The 17,235-nt window shown below is 46.2% G+C and carries 14 protein-coding genes; 5 read left to right on the forward strand and 9 right to left on the reverse strand.

Annotated features, from left to right (window positions below):
- Positions 1–5: 5 nt before the first annotated feature.
- From H6626_11180 to H6626_11200, 5 genes are all read left to right on the forward strand, one after another.
- On the forward strand, positions 6–707 hold the full coding sequence (locus H6626_11180; GenBank protein USN46763.1) for a helix-turn-helix domain-containing protein: 702 nt from the start codon (positions 6–8) through the stop codon (positions 705–707).
- Between the two features lies 1 nt (position 708).
- Positions 709–1,686 (forward strand): RluA family pseudouridine synthase, encoded by a 978-nt coding sequence (locus H6626_11185; protein USN49012.1) that lies wholly within the window; start codon positions 709–711, stop codon positions 1,684–1,686.
- Complete coding sequence (locus H6626_11190; GenBank protein ID USN46764.1) at positions 1,687–2,385, forward strand: polyphenol oxidase family protein; 699 nt, start codon at positions 1,687–1,689, stop codon at positions 2,383–2,385.
- A 33-nt stretch (positions 2,386–2,418) separates the two neighbouring features.
- A complete protein-coding gene (locus tag H6626_11195; GenBank protein ID USN46765.1) occupies positions 2,419–2,898 on the forward strand; it encodes a hypothetical protein in 480 nt (159 codons plus the stop codon).
- Between the two features lie 83 nt (positions 2,899–2,981).
- Entirely contained in the window at positions 2,982–3,710 is a 729-nt protein-coding gene (locus tag H6626_11200) for a hypothetical protein (protein USN46766.1), read from the forward strand.
- Here H6626_11200 and H6626_11205 read toward each other — a convergent pair.
- From H6626_11205 to H6626_11245, 9 genes are read right to left on the reverse strand one after another with little or no spacing between them, the layout of a single operon-like run.
- On the reverse strand, positions 3,707–4,909 hold the full coding sequence (locus H6626_11205; GenBank protein USN46767.1) for a methyltransferase domain-containing protein: 1,203 nt from the start codon (positions 4,907–4,909) through the stop codon (positions 3,707–3,709). The two genes, H6626_11200 and H6626_11205, sit on opposite strands and share 4 nt — an antisense overlap.
- Positions 4,910–4,917: 8 nt before the next feature.
- Complete coding sequence (locus tag H6626_11210) at positions 4,918–5,955, reverse strand: radical SAM protein (GenBank protein USN46768.1); 1,038 nt, start codon at positions 5,953–5,955, stop codon at positions 4,918–4,920.
- On the reverse strand, positions 5,946–6,221 hold the full coding sequence (locus tag H6626_11215) for a PqqD family protein (GenBank protein USN46769.1): 276 nt from the start codon (positions 6,219–6,221) through the stop codon (positions 5,946–5,948). The genes H6626_11210 and H6626_11215 overlap by 10 nt, the downstream gene beginning before the upstream one ends.
- Positions 6,211–7,140 (reverse strand): phosphoenolpyruvate carboxykinase (ATP), encoded by a 930-nt coding sequence (locus tag H6626_11220; protein ID USN46770.1) that lies wholly within the window; start codon positions 7,138–7,140, stop codon positions 6,211–6,213. Before H6626_11220 ends, H6626_11215 begins: the two co-directional genes overlap by 11 nt.
- 15 nt (positions 7,141–7,155) lie before the next feature.
- Positions 7,156–7,326: a hypothetical protein gene (locus H6626_11225; GenBank protein ID USN46771.1), complete on the reverse strand. Its 171-nt coding sequence runs from the start codon at positions 7,324–7,326 to the stop codon at positions 7,156–7,158.
- Positions 7,304–8,275, reverse strand: coding sequence for a nucleotidyltransferase family protein (locus H6626_11230; GenBank protein ID USN46772.1), 972 nt, complete (start codon positions 8,273–8,275; stop codon positions 7,304–7,306). The genes H6626_11225 and H6626_11230 overlap by 23 nt, the downstream gene beginning before the upstream one ends.
- Positions 8,268–9,092 carry a hypothetical protein gene (locus H6626_11235; GenBank protein ID USN46773.1) on the reverse strand — a complete coding sequence of 275 codons (825 nt, stop codon included), beginning with the start codon at positions 9,090–9,092 and terminating at the stop codon, positions 8,268–8,270. The genes H6626_11230 and H6626_11235 overlap by 8 nt, the downstream gene beginning before the upstream one ends.
- Positions 9,089–9,715 (reverse strand): ATP-binding cassette domain-containing protein, encoded by a 627-nt coding sequence (locus tag H6626_11240; GenBank protein ID USN46774.1) that lies wholly within the window; start codon positions 9,713–9,715, stop codon positions 9,089–9,091. Before H6626_11240 ends, H6626_11235 begins: the two co-directional genes overlap by 4 nt.
- 54 nt (positions 9,716–9,769) lie before the next feature.
- Complete coding sequence (locus tag H6626_11245; protein ID USN46775.1) at positions 9,770–17,227, reverse strand: hypothetical protein; 7,458 nt, start codon at positions 17,225–17,227, stop codon at positions 9,770–9,772.
- Between the last annotated feature and the right edge of the window lie 8 nt (positions 17,228–17,235).

Consider the following 17,235-nt stretch of genomic DNA (forward strand, 5'->3'; position numbering starts at 1 on the left):
ATCCTATGGCTGGAAAATTGAAACAGACTCTTTACGACATCTTGGAGGTGTTACCAACAGCGCCCCAACATGAAATTTATGCGGCCTACAAGCGAGCTAAGGCGACGTATAACCAAGACAGTACCGCGCTCTATTCGATGTTTACTAAAGAAGAAGCCCGCGAGCTGATGAACCTCATAGAAGAAGCGTTCACCGTGCTTGGCAATCAGGCCTCACGAAGTCGGTATGATCGAGACCTCATGGCTAAGCACAACCCACCAGAAGTAATGGCCCCAATAAGTGGCGATGACCTTCCTGACTTTCCGGCCCCTGTTGAAGGTGCAGAGCCGACTCCTACGGCCACGGCATCGCCTGAACCAAAAAAAGTTGAATCCACTAAGGTGCCCGAAGGTTTTTTAAAAACTCGTTTTGGTGTTTACAAAATTGATACTGATTTAGAAAACACTCTAATGAACGCGGCAGAGTACTCTGGTCCTTTACTGCGAAAGGCTCGGCAATACAAAAATATCACACTCGATCAGATGGCTTCAGAAACTCGAATTAGCAAATCATACTTGGTCGCTGTTGAAAGTGAAGACTACCATGCCATGCCCGCCCGCGTGTTTGTTCGCGGATTTGTGGTACAAATGGCTCGACTTGTTGGCCTCGATGAAAACAAGGTGGCTAATAGTTACATGAAACGACTTAAAAAGGCCTCTCTTGACTGAATTGCAGTTTAATACGTTTAAATTTAAAGTTGCTTCTGAAGACGATGGAGTGCGACTCGATCGCGCCCTTTCCGCTCATCCGCTTGTAGGCACACGATCGCGTGCTGCTAAATTAATTCAATGTGGATGGGTGCGATTAAATGGCCGGGCTGCTAAGGCTTCACACGTGGTTCATTCCGATGAAATCTATGATGTGAAAATACCGGTAGACCAAAAATCAGAGCTGCTTCCTTATGATTTTCCACTTGATGTACTATTTGAAGACAAAGACCTTTTGGTATTGAATAAGCCAGCAGGACTTGTTGTCCATCCGGCTGCCGGCCACCATCAGGACACCCTGGTCAATGCCCTTGTCCATCAAGCCAAAGACCTTTCGATGGGTTTTAGTGAAAACCGACCCGGAATTGTGCATCGACTGGATAAAGACACCAGCGGCTTGCTTGTTGTTGCTAAAAATGACTTTACTCAAAGTCATCTATCTGCGCAGTTTCGACAAAAAACTGTACACCGAATTTATTGGGCGCTTGTTTATGGCCCAGTGAAACAAGCACAGGGGACTCAGCAGACTTATTTGAAAAGGCATCCCGTCGATCGAAAAAAGTTTGCCTCAGAGCGCCTAATCCCTGAGCAAACTCCTTCCGGAAAATTGGCTATCACTCACTTTCGGCAAATTAGGAGTCATGCCTCTGGAGTCACTCACTTGCAATGTCAGCTTGAAACCGGTCGGACTCATCAGATTCGAGTGCATCTTTCAGAACTTGGCCATCCAATTCTTGGTGATGAGATCTATGGATCTAACAGTCGAACAAAAAATCTTAAATCGGTTGAACTTCGAAAATTGATCAAACAAATGCAAAGAATCGGGCTGCACGCGGCCGAGCTTGGTTTTACACACCCGCAAACCGGTGAAGAACTCATGTTTAGATCGAGTTGGCCAGATGACCTTTTGCCTCTCGTAGAACTTTTAGGATTTTCTTAGATGTTTAGCCCCGTCGTGTGTGAAGAAAAAACCATTGGATACAAACACGAAGCCGACGGATTAGTTGTTTTTTTTGGCACCCGACATCTACAAAAAGAGGCGATGGGCCAACATTTTCATAAGTTGAATTTTTATTTTTTGAAGCAGGTTCATGGCAACGCGATAGTGCCTGTCTCTCAAGGCTCGCCCACTGCGGATGCCCATTATTCTTTTGAGAGAGGGGCGGCCCCTTGCATTCAAACTGCAGACTGCATTCCCGTGATGCTCTCTAGTGGAGACTACGTTGTAGCTATTCATGCCGGGTGGCGTGGAATCGCTAACGGAGTTATCCCGCGCTCTATAGATTTTTTGCGATCTATTAATTCTTCGCTCCAATCACCGACAAAAGCCTTTATTGGTCCGCACATTGGCGCAAACAGTTTTGAAGTTGGCCTTGATGTGGCCACCCAGATACAAGAAATTTATAAACCGCTAAAAAATTTGGGTGCCGTTGTATTTGATCATCCGAAACACAGCGATAAACGCTTTATTGACCTAACTATCATCGCTCAGTCGCAACTTGTTACTCACGGCGTTTCGAAGGCAAATATTTTTTGTTTTGCACCCGACACGTTTTCCTCCGCAGAGTTCCATTCCTTTCGACGAGATCATGGAGAGGCGGGCCGACAAATCAGCTTTATTGCGCGGATTCTGGACTAGCGATTTTTGGGCAAATGGCGCATTATTTATTTTATGTTGAACATTAGAGAAAAAATTAAGCCGTCGACGTTGATCACTGGTTTTTTGTTTTCAGCAGTATTGATTGCAAATCTCGCTGTGGTGCTCAATGGCGAGTGGCGTGAGGCCATCTATAGTTGGCTGAATCCGCCAAACACCCGGAAGATCCTGGCCACTGTCACCGGCGATTTGTTTAACGATGGTTCCTCGGTCAAAGTGATAAAAATAAGAACAGCCAATGGCCTTTTATTAGAAGTCTATGGTTCCTCTGACACCGGGGCCAGGCCTTTGTTAGGACGGATCAATTGGCCAGACCCTAAAGACGGCTACATATATATCGAAGATCGGGCGACAAACCTGGCCTTGGTTGACCTTAACGACGATGGGGTACGAGAAATCGTAGCCCCCAGTTTTGACCAAAAGCTCACAGGGCACCTCAACGCCTACCGGTTTGACCCCGAAACGAAGAGCTTTTTGCTCTATCAACCCCAATAAATTCAGCTAGTTATAAATAAGCCTTGACTGGAATGCGCCGCGTCGCCTATTTTGGGCCTTCTTGTCCGAAAAAGGAAATAACTATGGCAAAGTTTGGTGCGATTTTGATTTTCTCCCTGACCCTGTTGGGGTTGGTGGGCTGTGGTAACAATGGCCGAAAACGCGAGGGCAATTCCTGTCGAGGCAGCGAGCGGTCGGCTTCTGATTACAAGCCGTTTCCCCAGCTCAATGAAACGGCCAGTGACTATCAGAAAATTGACCTCTCAAACACCGATCAGTTTGTGCCGGGAGTCTACGAACTCAAATCAGCTGAGGTTTTCTATCATAACAAGAGCATAAAAGGCCCTTTGTCTGACTTAAAAGTGCATGTAGTTCAAAAGCCAAATAGTCGAAAAGGCACTGATGAGCCGTTCGTTACCTCCAGCGTTTGTATGGCCAACTTTCAGCTGGGCTCTAGTTTTTCTGGCGGAAAAGAAATTATCTCATTTATGGATGTTCGCTCTGCCACCGACGTGATTCTCACATCAAGTTATGTCGGCTTTGAGCGCGGCGATATCTACAAGATGGCCCCCATTGCCTTTCAAGAAAATCAGGCGATAACGCCGGACGAATTCTTTGCCGGGCAATATGACAACTACGACTATACTTTTGCAAAAACGGGCGTCGACAAAGAAAAGGATCTAGCTGGGAACAATTATGAGTGGCGAGCCAACTTGGTTGACGGTGACGTCTCCTACGAACTTCGGGTAGTCTACAATTATTATACAGCTGAAGAGTGGGCTAAAAAACAGCAAGAAAAAGAGAATAACTAATCCTCGGTCGTACTCTGCCACAGGAAAAATGGCTCTGCTGTTTGGCCAGATTCAAAAACCCTCGTATTTTTTAACTCAACCTCTACATCTTCTTTTGATGAGTACCTGTGCCAAAAAACTAACTCTTCAGAATTCGAATGTGTCTCAATAATCGCTCTAAACGTGTCGCCGACTTCAATTTGCTTGCCGAATTTCAACTTTAAAACACCGCTCATGATGGTGACGAAAGCGCTTCTTTTTGCCGGTTTGTATTCGGCTGAGAGCAACAACCATCCCCCTTTTTCTAGGCGCTGCCCACAGGCTTTCAAAAACTCTATACGCCTTTTTTTTCCCGAGATGTGATTGATCATTCCGCTGGATAAGTAAATCAGATCAAACTTTCTGTCTGGGCTAATACTAAACACTGATCCCTCTAAAAATTGGCAGGTGCTATTTATTTTTTTGGCCGATTCCTTGGCCCTTTCAATCATCGACGTGGAAATATCCACACCTGTGACCGTCATGCCCAAACTTTCAAATGCCCAACATTCTCTACCAGCACCACAACCGACGACCATAACCTTAGCACAGGGCTTTTTTGTCTTAACCCTCCAGTCCTCTACAGCCTGGTACTCTCCCGGGTCGAACCCCCTTGAATTATGAGTCTCACTGGCCCAAACCTCTCTTTCACTACTATATTTTTGCCTCACCGTGCTATCAGATACCCGTTTCAAGTCTTGCGGCGACAACAGTAACTTAAGAAAAAAACCAGCTCTCTTCAGGCTTTGCGATAGATGCTTGCCGAACGCAACCCACCTAAAAGCCATGTAGCTCAGGTATAACAGGCCGTTTAATAGCCCACGAGCAACGCGGGTACGGCGGGGTGTCCGGATTTTTGAGAGATAGACGAAAATTTTATTCAACTCATGTGGTTTTTCACCCCAGTAAAATTTTTTCCCCCTTCGCCAAGTTCCAGTGACTTTTCCCCAGGCCAACAATTCAGGATCATCGAATAAACGGGAGCGGTCCCCTTTGGTCACTTTTTGACCGTTGCGGTTATGAACCCGGTGAGCGATCCACTCAGATGAATCTCGTAAAAGCAAAATTTCACCTTCAGAAAAACTCTCGATGGGTTGCGGGCTTTCAAAAAACTCCAAAGCCAAGTGATCACCTGGTTCAATCAGCGGCCACATGCTTTTATCATGGATTACGGTATCCAACGCTACCCCTAAAGATTGGCTTTCACTTCAGCTAACTCATTAATAAAGTCGACGGGACTGTGGGCTTTACCTTTTTCATTACAAGACATGCCGGGGCAATGGTCACAGTGATTGTAGGCTTTGCCGTTGGGTGTGTCTTCTAAATCACGAAACTTTATGTTTCTCCATTTTTCGGCGATTTTTGAGTTCCAAAGTGTTTGAAAGTCATCCTTGGCTAAATTACCCAACGGCTCACGCACCTCAATGCAAGACAATAGATCGCCGTAGGCGGTCACGGCACATTTTCCCTTGGCTGCGTTACATACGTATTCTTCAAACTGATTGGCAAAGCCTTTTGGCTTACTGTTTGGCCAACGTCTGGCGCGTTCCAAATAAAATTCCCTCAATTGATCTTTTGTTGCGCGCAACAACGTGGGCTCAAGGTCGCCGTCAAATTTTGATGTCACCACAGGGTCTACTTTTGCATCAAGACCTCGCTCCACACACCATTCATAAAGCTCGAAAACCGTGTGAGCATTTTTGCTCGTAAGCAAACAATTCACATAGGATTCAATACCGGCGTCTTTACAAAATTCAATGGCTCGCTTTGTTTTTTCACATGAACCCTTAACCCTGGTGAGATCATCATGGATTTCTGGATCTAAGCTATAAAGACTAAAGGTTAAGGCGGAAAATCCCACATCCTTTAACCTTTGAGCTACGCCTTCCGATCGGATTAACAAGCCATTTGTAATCATCGACAGATGAAACCCCAAACTCCCGGCCCTCTCGGCGATAGACCAAAAATGTGGATTTAGCATGGCTTCGCCGCCCATCAGGATTAAGTATAAAGTGCCAGCCTCTCTCAGCTGATCAAGAATTCTAAACCATTGGTCTTGACTTAAAATTCTCTCTGGGTCGTCTTTGAACGAGGGTATATAACAATGACGACAGCGTTCATTGCACCTGTTTGTTAGCTCCAAAGAAGCCTGTAGAGGTATAAACTCCTTGGCACTTTTTGCTAACCACTGATCCAGTAGGCTCCCTTTTTCACTGGCTACCGCCATTCAACAAGCCCTTCAGCGCTAAGTGTTTCTACAAACGGCACAAGATCTTTTTTGAATTCTTCAGCATCGACTTCAAATTCAGAGCAAAACTCAACGGCCAATTGCTTAAGCGTGGTTGGACTCTCTAAGGCCATCCAAATCCACGATCCAACCTCATTTAACTCATGAGCCCGCCGTCTTGCGGGATTCAGTAGCACCACCGATCCATCAAGTTCTTGCCAGGGTACTTTTGATCTGCGTAGGACCGAGTTTTCTTCAAATTTCATTTTGAACGTCTCCGGTAAGATTGAAGTGCATGACTTTAAACTCTATGTTTTTCGTCAGATAGTTCAACAAGGTAAATAGGCGGCTCTCATCTTGGTCATTGAAATTATCCCAGGCCAAATTTGAAAATGAACTTAGAAGCCTTGGGCGGCGATTCTCTTCTTCCATATCTGAAACAAACGTGTTTTTTGACTGGGACAGCCAATAAATATTTCTTAAACGAAATGACTGACCAAAAAAACTGGGGTTAAAAAACTTCTGGCCCATAAAACTGGGTTGCACCCGCAAATCGCCATCAGAAAAATCAAGAATGTTCATGTCATCACCCAGGCGCTTGGCTTCGGAGAAAAATGTGGAGATCGTGGTTTTGCCTGCACCAGAGGGCCCGATAAATAGGGTCACATCATTCTGTTCTCCTACAATACCGCTTGAATGGAACAACACTTTATTTTGTACGAATAATTTAGGCGGTATAAACCACCTTAAAAAATTGAAAAAACCATCCGGCTGTTGAGGGTCTGTCACGAGATCAATCTCAGACGAGCCTTTTATCATTGCCACAAAATCCCTTTGTGCCACCACCTGAATTTTTCCGGGCAACGTCCTTTCAAGCAAATCTGGACTTTCTTGACTGTCCCAAACAAGGCTTTCTGGATATCCCACCTGACCTGGCTCATACCAATTTACGCGGTACACAGATGAAAGGTCGTTTCCAAATGAAATCATCTTCCAAAGGTTGGGTATGTGTTCTTTTAAAAATGAATAGGCCTGCGCACTAAAACAAGTAAACTGAAAGGGAAGCCCATGGATTTCGCAGCAAAAATCTACACCGCTCTCTTGCGGCGATACCGCTCCGCCGACCAAAGCCTCCGCCAGGACGAATTTTGCCTCAAAATCGCTTGTGCTCAATGAACTCTGCATGGAAACTTCTTTCAGTTACGAAAGTAATTTCGACGCGTTACAATTGTCTGGCGGCCCTGCTGTGGATTTTCGTCCACCTGTGGCCATACCGTTGCACGAGGCTCCAAATGTCATCAGGTCTTCTGATTTCACTTGTGGTTTTTTGTACTTTTTCTTTTGCTTTTTATTTGAATTGGACTCGCTCACCTATGCCCCCCTTGGCCTTCGATAAGAACCAGTAAAAATCATACCAGAGCGCCTCTTTCAATCTACCCTTAACAAGGTGCTTCACCATGAAGTAGTGAGCCGGGTATCGGCGAGGCGACACCAGAAATGACTCACTCACTAGTCCAGACCACCACAAATGTGGCGGCGCTAAAGGGAGATTTGTTTTAAAGAACTTCTCGCAGGCGTGTAACACTATATCTAGACTTGTAACCAGCCCGACTTCCTCACTCACTGATCTTGCCTGAGTTAGGGCATGGGTGTCTTTTGACAGTAACAAGTGAATATCGTGTAACCAAAATAACTTAATGAAGGTGTGTTGGTAAGCCAAGTGCCCACTCAGATAAACAAGATTCTCTGCAGAATTCAATTTTGCCATATCGAGTACACTGATTTTTGCCTTTTGGTTTCTGTTACAGTTTGGCATGATTTCAAAGTGAACTTCCAGCGGAATTTCAACACCATTCTTGTTTTTCGTGTAGGTTTTTTTGTGCCTGTTGAATTGCCACTTCAGTTCATCCGCTTGCGGTGCCCAACCATTTTCTGTTAAAAGTCGATCAACAGCTTGGTGTTGCTCCGCCTCAACATATATGTCGATATCAGAAATAGCACGGGCTCCCGAGTCCTCATACAGACTCTCAAGCATAGCTATGCCCTTAATCGGTGCCGTTTCGATACCTCGACTTGCGAACCTATTTTTTAAGCTCAGCCAATTCTCCAAAAATATCTGATTTTTCAACCACTGATTGAGCCACTCCGTTTTAAGCGTTTGAACACTATTGACTCCAAATTTTTTTCGCCCATATGAATATAGCCAGCCTGCCAAGCGATGATCTGAGATCACCCATTCATTAGTTTGAAGCAGTTGTGCCAATCCAACTTCAGAACTTGGATAAAACAACTCTTTTAGGGTAAGTGAACTCCTACTCATAGTGTGTGTACACCAATTTATCGAGAATCACTTGATTTCGGCGCCTAAACGACCATAGAAAAAAATAAAAACCCCCTACCAGAACCATACCGCCGCCAAACCCTAGAATGAATAACGAAGTTAAGTGCTCTGAACCGGCAAAGCCCGAAAGAGAAGCCCGAGACAAATTAATTACCACTGTAAACGGTGAGAATTTTTCTAATATTGCCTCCATAGAAGTTCCAAAAACCTGAACGGGAAAATAAACGCCGCTTAAGACGGCCAGAACGTTGGTTATGCTCAACATAAGCCCTTGACCCCTTCCAAAGTTCATTACTAGACCACAGGTCAATAATCCCAAGCCCCAAAATAAGGGTACTGCCAGCAATTGAACAGTCCACCACCATGTCATTTGAATCACTGAAAGGTCGAATCCAAACATCAATCGCGCAATAATCAATAAAGTAATTAATCTTACCAGATCAAATAGCAGACCTGAAAACCCCAAGATCGAATAGACTTTGGCCGGCCCCTTTTTTGAGTGAGCAATAGAAAAAAAAGTTTCATCTTGAATAGACTGCGTGACTGCATCGGTGAATCTCAATAACAGCGCTGAAGGGATCAGAAAACTTATATAACCACTAAAAACAAAAGCAAAATAAGTCTGGTAAAGAGTGCCTTCGCCCACAAAGGTTGGTGAAAACGCTTGCGATGTGAACCACATAATCCCCAGCATAATAACATCACCTAAAAATTGAAAGGCAAACTGTCTTTTGTTGGGATAGCCATACGAAAACTCTCTTTTCGCTCCTATCCAAAAAGCTTTCGTTAAGCTCATAAAGGAAGTCCCTTAATTTGAAAAGTGTTTCTCTCATCCGAAAAAGGCTTGGGGCTTGATAAAAACACCACACATTCGTTGGTAGACAGATACTCATTTAAAATCACCAAAACTGATTCTTGTGTGCCGGCATCAAAACTTCGCATCGGCTCATCGAGAAATATCAGCCAGGGTCTACCGAGAACGGCAATAAAAAGCCGCAGCAACTGCCGCATGGCCGTAGAACATTCGTTCACTCTTTTTGATAAGGCTTCAGAAAAAATGGGTAGCCTAGACCAATTTTCTATGTGTCGCTGCAGCTCGGGTTTTGATATTTCATTGATGGCTGCGAAAAATTCTACATTATCCAGGCCGGTCACCAACATGAATAAGCCCCGCTCAGTGGCGGGCACCCATCGTATATTCCCCTTAAATTTGTCAATATTTTTATGTAGGTCTATCCCGTTCACGATAACTTGGCCACTGTCGGGCTTTTGAATTCCGGAAAGTACCCTTAAAAGCGTAGTTTTTCCGATGCCGTTATTGCCATAGACATTCACCACCTGTTCGTGATTGAAATTTCCGTCTATGTTTTTTAGAACCGATTTTTGATCAAAGGCCACATTGACCCTATTAACAATCATTTCCATGATCACTATGCTAACACGGCAGAATTAAGAATTCTTGCGACCTAAGTCCTAAGAAATAGCTTTTCTCAATCGTCGAAGCGTTAAATTGATAACCACTGGAATCATCAAAAAGAGCAGTTCCAACCAAGGCCAACCAGACCCCGATGATTGGCCGTCAGCCGCAAACACCTGACAACCCCCACCTTTACCACCAGAGGCTTGGGGCGCGTTCTCCGCCACCGGCGATGCGGGGTCAACTTGGGCTGGAAAACTGGCAGAAGGAAGTCTTAACGCTGGATCACCAATTAACAACCATGAGTTGACCACTTCGTTTGATTGCTGATTACCACCACCATGAACCTTGGCCATATTTATAATGGACCCCATGTCTCGGAGCTCACCTGTGACCAGGGTTTCATAGAACGCCTTGTGAATGGGCGTTTGTACTTCTGGTATAGTGAGAGAAGTGGATCCCCAAAAAGCGACAGCGCCGCCCTCTTTTTTGAATATTAAAGTTTCTCCTAGGCCTCGATAGCTTCGGTTAGGATCATAATAATGGGCGTTTAGGCAGTTCATTGCCACCACAATAGGTGTATTGGTATTGCTCAAGTTATTTGCGTCAGCATTTGTGAAAACACTTGAGTCGGACCACATATCTTCAGCTCCGTGACCTATATAGTGCATTACGAGTGGACCATCACTAAAACTGTTTAAAATTTCTGTTTTAGCCTGCGCTGACGAGAGCTGTGACTTTCTGATTTTGGTCACAGCAGCCTCTGGGCGAAGACTTAATATGGTTGACTCAAGCTGATCCGATTTGGCATCAAAATGCTCTCCACCATATTGATCTTCGTCTGAAACAATAACGATTCGGTTGCTTTGATCGGCCGCTGGTGCCCGGTCTCCACTTTCAAATGCAATAACTTTATCTGCATAAACCTGCATCTCTGCAGCACTCGTGGCGGGAATTCGCCCTACGGCAGCCCTTGGATACCCTGTCACGTCGTCTTTTACGTACCAAAAATCACTGGCATAGTCCCAATAGAGCCCCTTCACCAACTTAATTGGCACTATATTTTTAACCGATCCGCCTAAACGGCCTTTGGGGTCCACGGTTCCGTCGCCCAAGATCACCACATACTTTACAGCTGGCGACATCCAACTGGCATAAACATGATCAATGAAATCCTTAATCGCCTGGGGATTCACGTATCCCATGCCAAATTCATTGGCGATGTCTTCAACGGACGCCTTGGCGACGGCAAACCCTTGTGACCTTCTGTGCTCAATGAGTTTTTCAGCCGCAGAAAGCAACTCGTTAGTTCCGATAAAAAGTATATCTGCCTGGTGAGTATTGAGCTTCAGGTCACTGCCATTTGACATGGACAGCGAGGACGGCTCCAGCACTGCTGCCGAGGATGCAACAAAGAATTTTCGGCCGTAGTCAGTGTTGAACGATACCGTGTTCTCAGTTGAAACTTGATATTGAACGTCGGCGCCTTCTATGCGGCGAATATCTGAAAGCGTGGAAATGTCATAGACAAACAAATTGGGATCAGCAAAATGTCCTAGAGAAACCACTGATTGCGGCTCGTATACGGAAAACTCAGCCACATCAGTCTCAGCCACCCAGGCATGGGGGTAATCAAGCTTTAAATAATCGATGTCGATCACGTCGTATTGAGAACCTGTATAAGTGCCAAGGGCTTCTAATTGAATTCGGTTGATGCCTGGGACGAAATAGTGGGATTCCACTTTGAAGGTGGCTAGCACGGGTTCAATTGTAGAAAACTCGAAATCATAGGGTGTTGCAATATTATTAATCCACAATCGAACGTGGTGCTTTCCAGAAACAATCTGTCCTCCGCGTGACCCTTTAAGTAGGGCTGACACTTGAATGTCTCCAGTTTGAATAAGGTTCGGCAGATCTACATCTACGCTAAAAAATTCATCCCCTGCATTAGCTGGTGGCGCATAAAATCGATGCCACAATATGTGATCCATATCTTCCCCATAGGGCTCGTTCAAATAGGCATACAAGTCTTGTTCCACTCTCTTTGTGGCCAAGTGGCTAGGTGATGAGATCGGTGGATATGAGGTTGGATTTCCGTCTGCCGTGGAAACCCTTGCCCCCGACACGCCCGGTGTATTCACTAAAAACACATAGTTCTCAGAGCTGTCTACTCGCTCTCTATAGGGGCCAAAAAATCGGATGACATCGCCAGAATTAAAAACACCGTCCCCACTGACTATTTCAATAGGTAAAACTTGACCCATAAAATACATTTGAATTTCGTCGACGTTTGCGTTCGCAAACGGACCTGTTAACCCTAAGACTTCTAGCTCGTCATAACTGATTTCGTAGATACCCGTTTTTGAGAATCCTACTTTAATGGCGCCGCTGACAGCCCATGGGTCGACCCCTGCCACAACGGGAGGAACCCAGCTGGAAGCTCCGTTGAAGAATACGTCAAGGGTTATGGAACTTGTGAAATCAACATCATTCGCCACTGGGTTAAACCGGATGGGTTGGACCTTAATCGGAAGATAAGTGGTGCCATTTTCAGTGTATAAATCTCCCAACGAGATATTCGAAAGAGGCAGTCGCTGATTGTCTGCATAAGTCGCTGAATCAATACTCCATTGGGGCACCAAGTTGTTAACCACCGGGACCCATTCGGGAGCTGGCGCTACCTTCACGTTTGCGTCTAAGCGCGACACGCTATTTACAACCGAATGAGTAACCGATTGTACGCTTGGTATTTTCACTAATATTGTTCGCTCTGGTAGCGCAGGCTTGCCCGCCTCAGTGGATAAACTGTAGTGTGCAATATTCACATCGTCATAGAGCGGGTTGAGAAGGTTGATGGTTTTTAAGTACTCGGGAACGGTGATTCGAAGTCTCATTCCGCTATTGGTGGCCGCCAATAAATCCACATAGGGGGCGATTTCTTTTGACTCTGATGAGTTATCAGAATCACTGCCCGAGCTTGAATCGGCTTCATTAGACGAAGTGTAAATCACTCCGACTCCCACTCCTGGCGGTGCGCCGGCACCCGCATTGGGCTGTGCATACACCGGGCCGTGGAGAGTTCGCACATTATTTGTTGAGATATCCTCAATCAAGTAATAGTAGGTCTGATCGTTCACCACATCGTGGTCGTCAAACACGTATTCTCCATGAATTGTTGTGGACAACACATTGTTTCTGATGAGCTGACTGTTAATCTGCACATAACCTGTTTCGGGGTTGTCGCTTCTGAGAACATTAAACCCTTGGTGACTCCACTCTAAGCCCGTTGACCACGCCAGACGCACCACTGAGTCAAAACCTTCGGCATCAAACGCTGTCAACTGCACAGGAGAGGCCGCAGCTGCAATGTTTATCGTGCAATTTGTGGCTGACACTTTGGTAGAAGTGACTGGATCGTCTACATCTACAAAGAAGTCACCAAACCATTGATCAAATGAAACTGTCTGTGACGCACACCCTGTAGAGCTTGCCAAAAGATACGACTCAGATGTAGCCGGAGGAGCGTTGTCGGGGCCCCAATTCCAACCAAAATTCGATACTGTCGACGGCAAACTTCCTGTTGTATTAAACTGAATACCTTTTACCGATGCATATGAAGTGGATAAATTTCGAAGCTGTCCGCCGTTAATTTGAGTGACCGATGTCGTACCACCGATGTTAAGGCCATTTGTGTCTAAGTCATCAATTAAGAAACCCACCAGATCAAGTGCCCCAGAAGTGGCTGAAAAAGTCCACGTGCCCGAACCGGCATTGGAAATAACAGCTTTATTGGTTGTACTTTGTGGATAGGCATCGTTTGTGCCGGTGGTTTTAAGAGTTCCACCAGAAACTGTCAGGGTCTGGCCAGAACCTAGCTGTAATGTGCCACCTTCGTCTACCTGGAGTGTGGCCCCATCCACTGTGATTCCAGCACTGGCTCTTAATATGGCAGAAGATTCCACTTCCAGTGTGAAGTTATTTCCACTTCCAAGTGAAATAGCACTGGATACCACAATCGTGCTGTTCACTCGCACCGTGCCGCCGGCAGTTTTATTGAATGTGACTCCTGTCAAACTGGATGAACTTTGCAAGTCCTGATTGGTCGCCGTGGCGCCGTCATCGCGTAACACCAATGAGTTGCCACCTTGAGTGAAGGTTCCTGTGTTGGTAAATGATCCGTAAACCTCTAGAGTTCCGCCCGTCATCGTTAGGATTCCGTTACCCATATTAAGTGATTTACAGGTCGCTGTACCTCCAGAAATTATGGGGTCGTTGGCTGTGTTGTTAATTACACAATTGAGAGATGAATTTGGAACTCCATTGGTCCATGATCCCGCCGTAGTCCATCCAGTCCCGCCACTTCCCGTCCAGGTTGTGGTATTTCCATTGATACTTGGGGCTGATCCTAGTGTAACCGGTGGTGCCGCGGATGCATTAAAAGCATATCCTTCTGAATTGACCACATGGGTGGCGTCCACAATTTGAGCTCCCACTGTTAAACCTGCCGTGGCTAACGCATCAATGTCGTACTCCACATAAACACATCTTAATGGCGGCGTGGTCGCGTGGGCCGGCACTGAAACGCTCAGACTTGAAAACTCCACGCGAGCCGGGTTTCCTGAAAAGGTGTCAGTTCCAATAAGCGTGCCTCCGCTGCCCGAACAGCCTGTATCATCATAAAGACGAACTGCTGACACATCGGCTGCGGATCCGGTGCCTGTTAGTCCTATTCGTATATAAGTGATTGTGGTGTCGTTAAAACTGCCCGCTTGTGATTGCTGAAACCCAAATCGACCCATGTTGTAAGTTTCGCCCTGATTCACGCTGCCTGGGCTGGTCGCTTCTTGAGTCAAGTCGATGGTGTTGGTTGGCGTAGACCAGACCACATCATAAGTGGGATCAGTGGTATATGCATCTGCAGCCAAATCGCCTGAGTAACTGGTCACGGTTAACGTGCCCGCTGAGGTGCTCGTTGTAATTGCCATAGGGCTTGTAGCTGATGATCCACCCGTCTCAAAAGTCATGGTATCCCATGCATTACCGGGTACTTGCCGGTTTAATGTGAGAAGAGTTGTGCCATTAGCGACTGGGTAGGAGAATGTTCCATTTTGCATATGGTAGGTCGCATCAATGGAGGCTCCCGAGTTTACGGTTACGCCTGCTGCTCCAAGCCGACTGAATTGATAGTATTGGGCTCGCAAAGTTCCATTGATTACTACTGTCATTGCATTAGAAGTGTTTGCTGTGGTGACTGTAGCTGGATAGGCTGAAGATCCAATCAGATCAAGTTGGCCAGAAACACCTACTGTAAATGCAGACCCATTGCCCAAAACCACCGTTGCATTGGGGTCGACGATGAAAGTTCCACCATTCACATTTATATCACCAGCAACTGTTAGTGTGTTTCCACTCACCACCCTAAAAGTTCCAGCTGTGAGTGTGAAGTCGCCGCTCACAGTGAAGTCAGACTCGAGGGTGACTTCGCCGCCACTACTATTTACTGCGAAATTTCCAGGGAATGTGGTACTCGCTGAAATACTCTGATTGGTTGAACCACTCATAGTAATTGTACCATTTGTGGCGTTTAAAAAATTGTAACTGGAGCCAATAGAAAGAGAACCACTGACCTGAAAATTAGTCGTGCGATTGGCCCATGAAAGCGTACCGCTACTAGGGAGAGTGACGTTTAAGCAATCCCGAGCGGTGTTATTGGGAAACTGCGCGTAGGAATAACCGCCTGCACCGATTTGACAATCGGTGGATGAATCTGGCACCCCCGAAGGAGACCAGTTATTGGCCGTAGTCCATGTACCTCCGGGCGCTGGACCATATCCACCGTTCCAGATTTTTATTGCAGAGCCAGTAATTGTGGAAGTTCCTGCCGAAACCGGTGGGCCTCCTGTGGCTGACCAATCATAAGATTCACTATTAACCACATCGTCCGATCCCGAAATAGCTATCCCGACTGTGGCATCTGTAGCGGCGGCACTACTTGTCGCTAATAACACGTGCACACAAACTTGATTGGTATCAATCACAGAGATGGTGCTGGCTGGTATAGTAATGGTTGCCGTTGCCGGCGATCCTGCTGGTGTGAGGTTTGAACCTATTTGAGTGTCTGTTCCTCCATCGTAGGAACAGTTAGAGTTGGTATCTTCAAACACTTGAATGTAGTTCACATCAGCAGCCACATTGCTTCCGTCAAGAGTGAATTTAACTGAAGTGATCTCCGTTGCCGTCGCGGCGGTGGCCGTCATTGAGAACGCAAAAGTGGCAAAATGAGTGGCCGCAGATCCCTTGGCTATGGTTGCTGGCGGCGCACTTCCACCTGAAGCATTAACTACCTGTAACCCGGCGGCAGCTTCGCCTCCCCAGTCGACTCGGTTATTGGTGTCAGATTCGTTGGCCGATCCGCCGATTCCAGAGTAATTTTCTACGGTGAAGTTCGCTACGTTGTAGCTGCTAGCATCTATGTTGATTTGAGTGCCTGAAGCGCCTTCTTCGTAAAAGCCCACAGTTTGCCAAAGACTTGGAACCGATGCCGCTGCCCCCAAGGTGACCGCCGCTCCATTTGTTGCAATATAATGGAAATCGCCATTGGCTATAGCCTGAATCGTTCCTGTGACGTCCATCCCCGAAACGTCAGTATTAGAAATCAAAAAATAACTTAAGTTTACATCGCCAGCCACACTCAGGGTATACGTACTCGACGTATTTTCCGCTTCTAGACGAGCAATGTTTCCCGAAACTCCTGCCAACCGAAATAAACCTCCAGATGAAACACTGAGTGTGGTGCCGTCGCCCATTATGACTTTTCCGCCACCTTCTACTTTTAGCACCCCATCTACAGTGACGCCGCTGAGAAATCGAAGAGTGCCGCCATCTCGCACAACCACTGTAGTTAGGGCCGGTATGGTCACAGAAGTGGCTGCAGGGTCAATAGTCACATCGGCATCCACATAGAGCGTGTTTGCGCCTGTTGTAAAAGTGAAGCGATCTAATATCGTGAATGAGTCCGTGAATGTAACTGATGTGGAGTTTCCAATTTTTAGCCGAGGTATAGGATCCACATTTTCAAATGTCTGTGCCCCTGATCCATACATTTGAATAGTCCACCGGCTACCGCCGGGTACGATGATTGACCCAGGGTTCAAGTTGCGGAAATAATCCCCTTCAATGGTCCAGCGACGAGCATTTGACGTGGCTGTGAGCTGACCCGACTGGATCTCCACACAGCTTGCGCTAATATTGGAGTTTGGAAATTGGGGAATCGTCCAATCCGATACGATAATGGCATTTTCGGTATTGGTGTTAGGTTGCCCGTTGGGGTCCCAGTTGGTGTTGGTGGTCCAGCTCGTGGTACCGGCATCGGCCTGCCAAGTGTATGTTGTTCCAGCACAAGCGGCTTGTGCTGATTCCGCGCTATATAGATGGAGTCCCACACTAAGAAGCCATGCGGCTACCTGAACCATTATCTGTGGCATTGATCTAGAGTGTTGTTTCTTATAGCTCAAGTCGTACT

It is taken from the genome of Pseudobdellovibrionaceae bacterium (assembly GCA_023898385.1).
In the GTDB taxonomy this organism is placed as follows: domain Bacteria; phylum Bdellovibrionota; class Bdellovibrionia; order Bdellovibrionales; family UBA1609.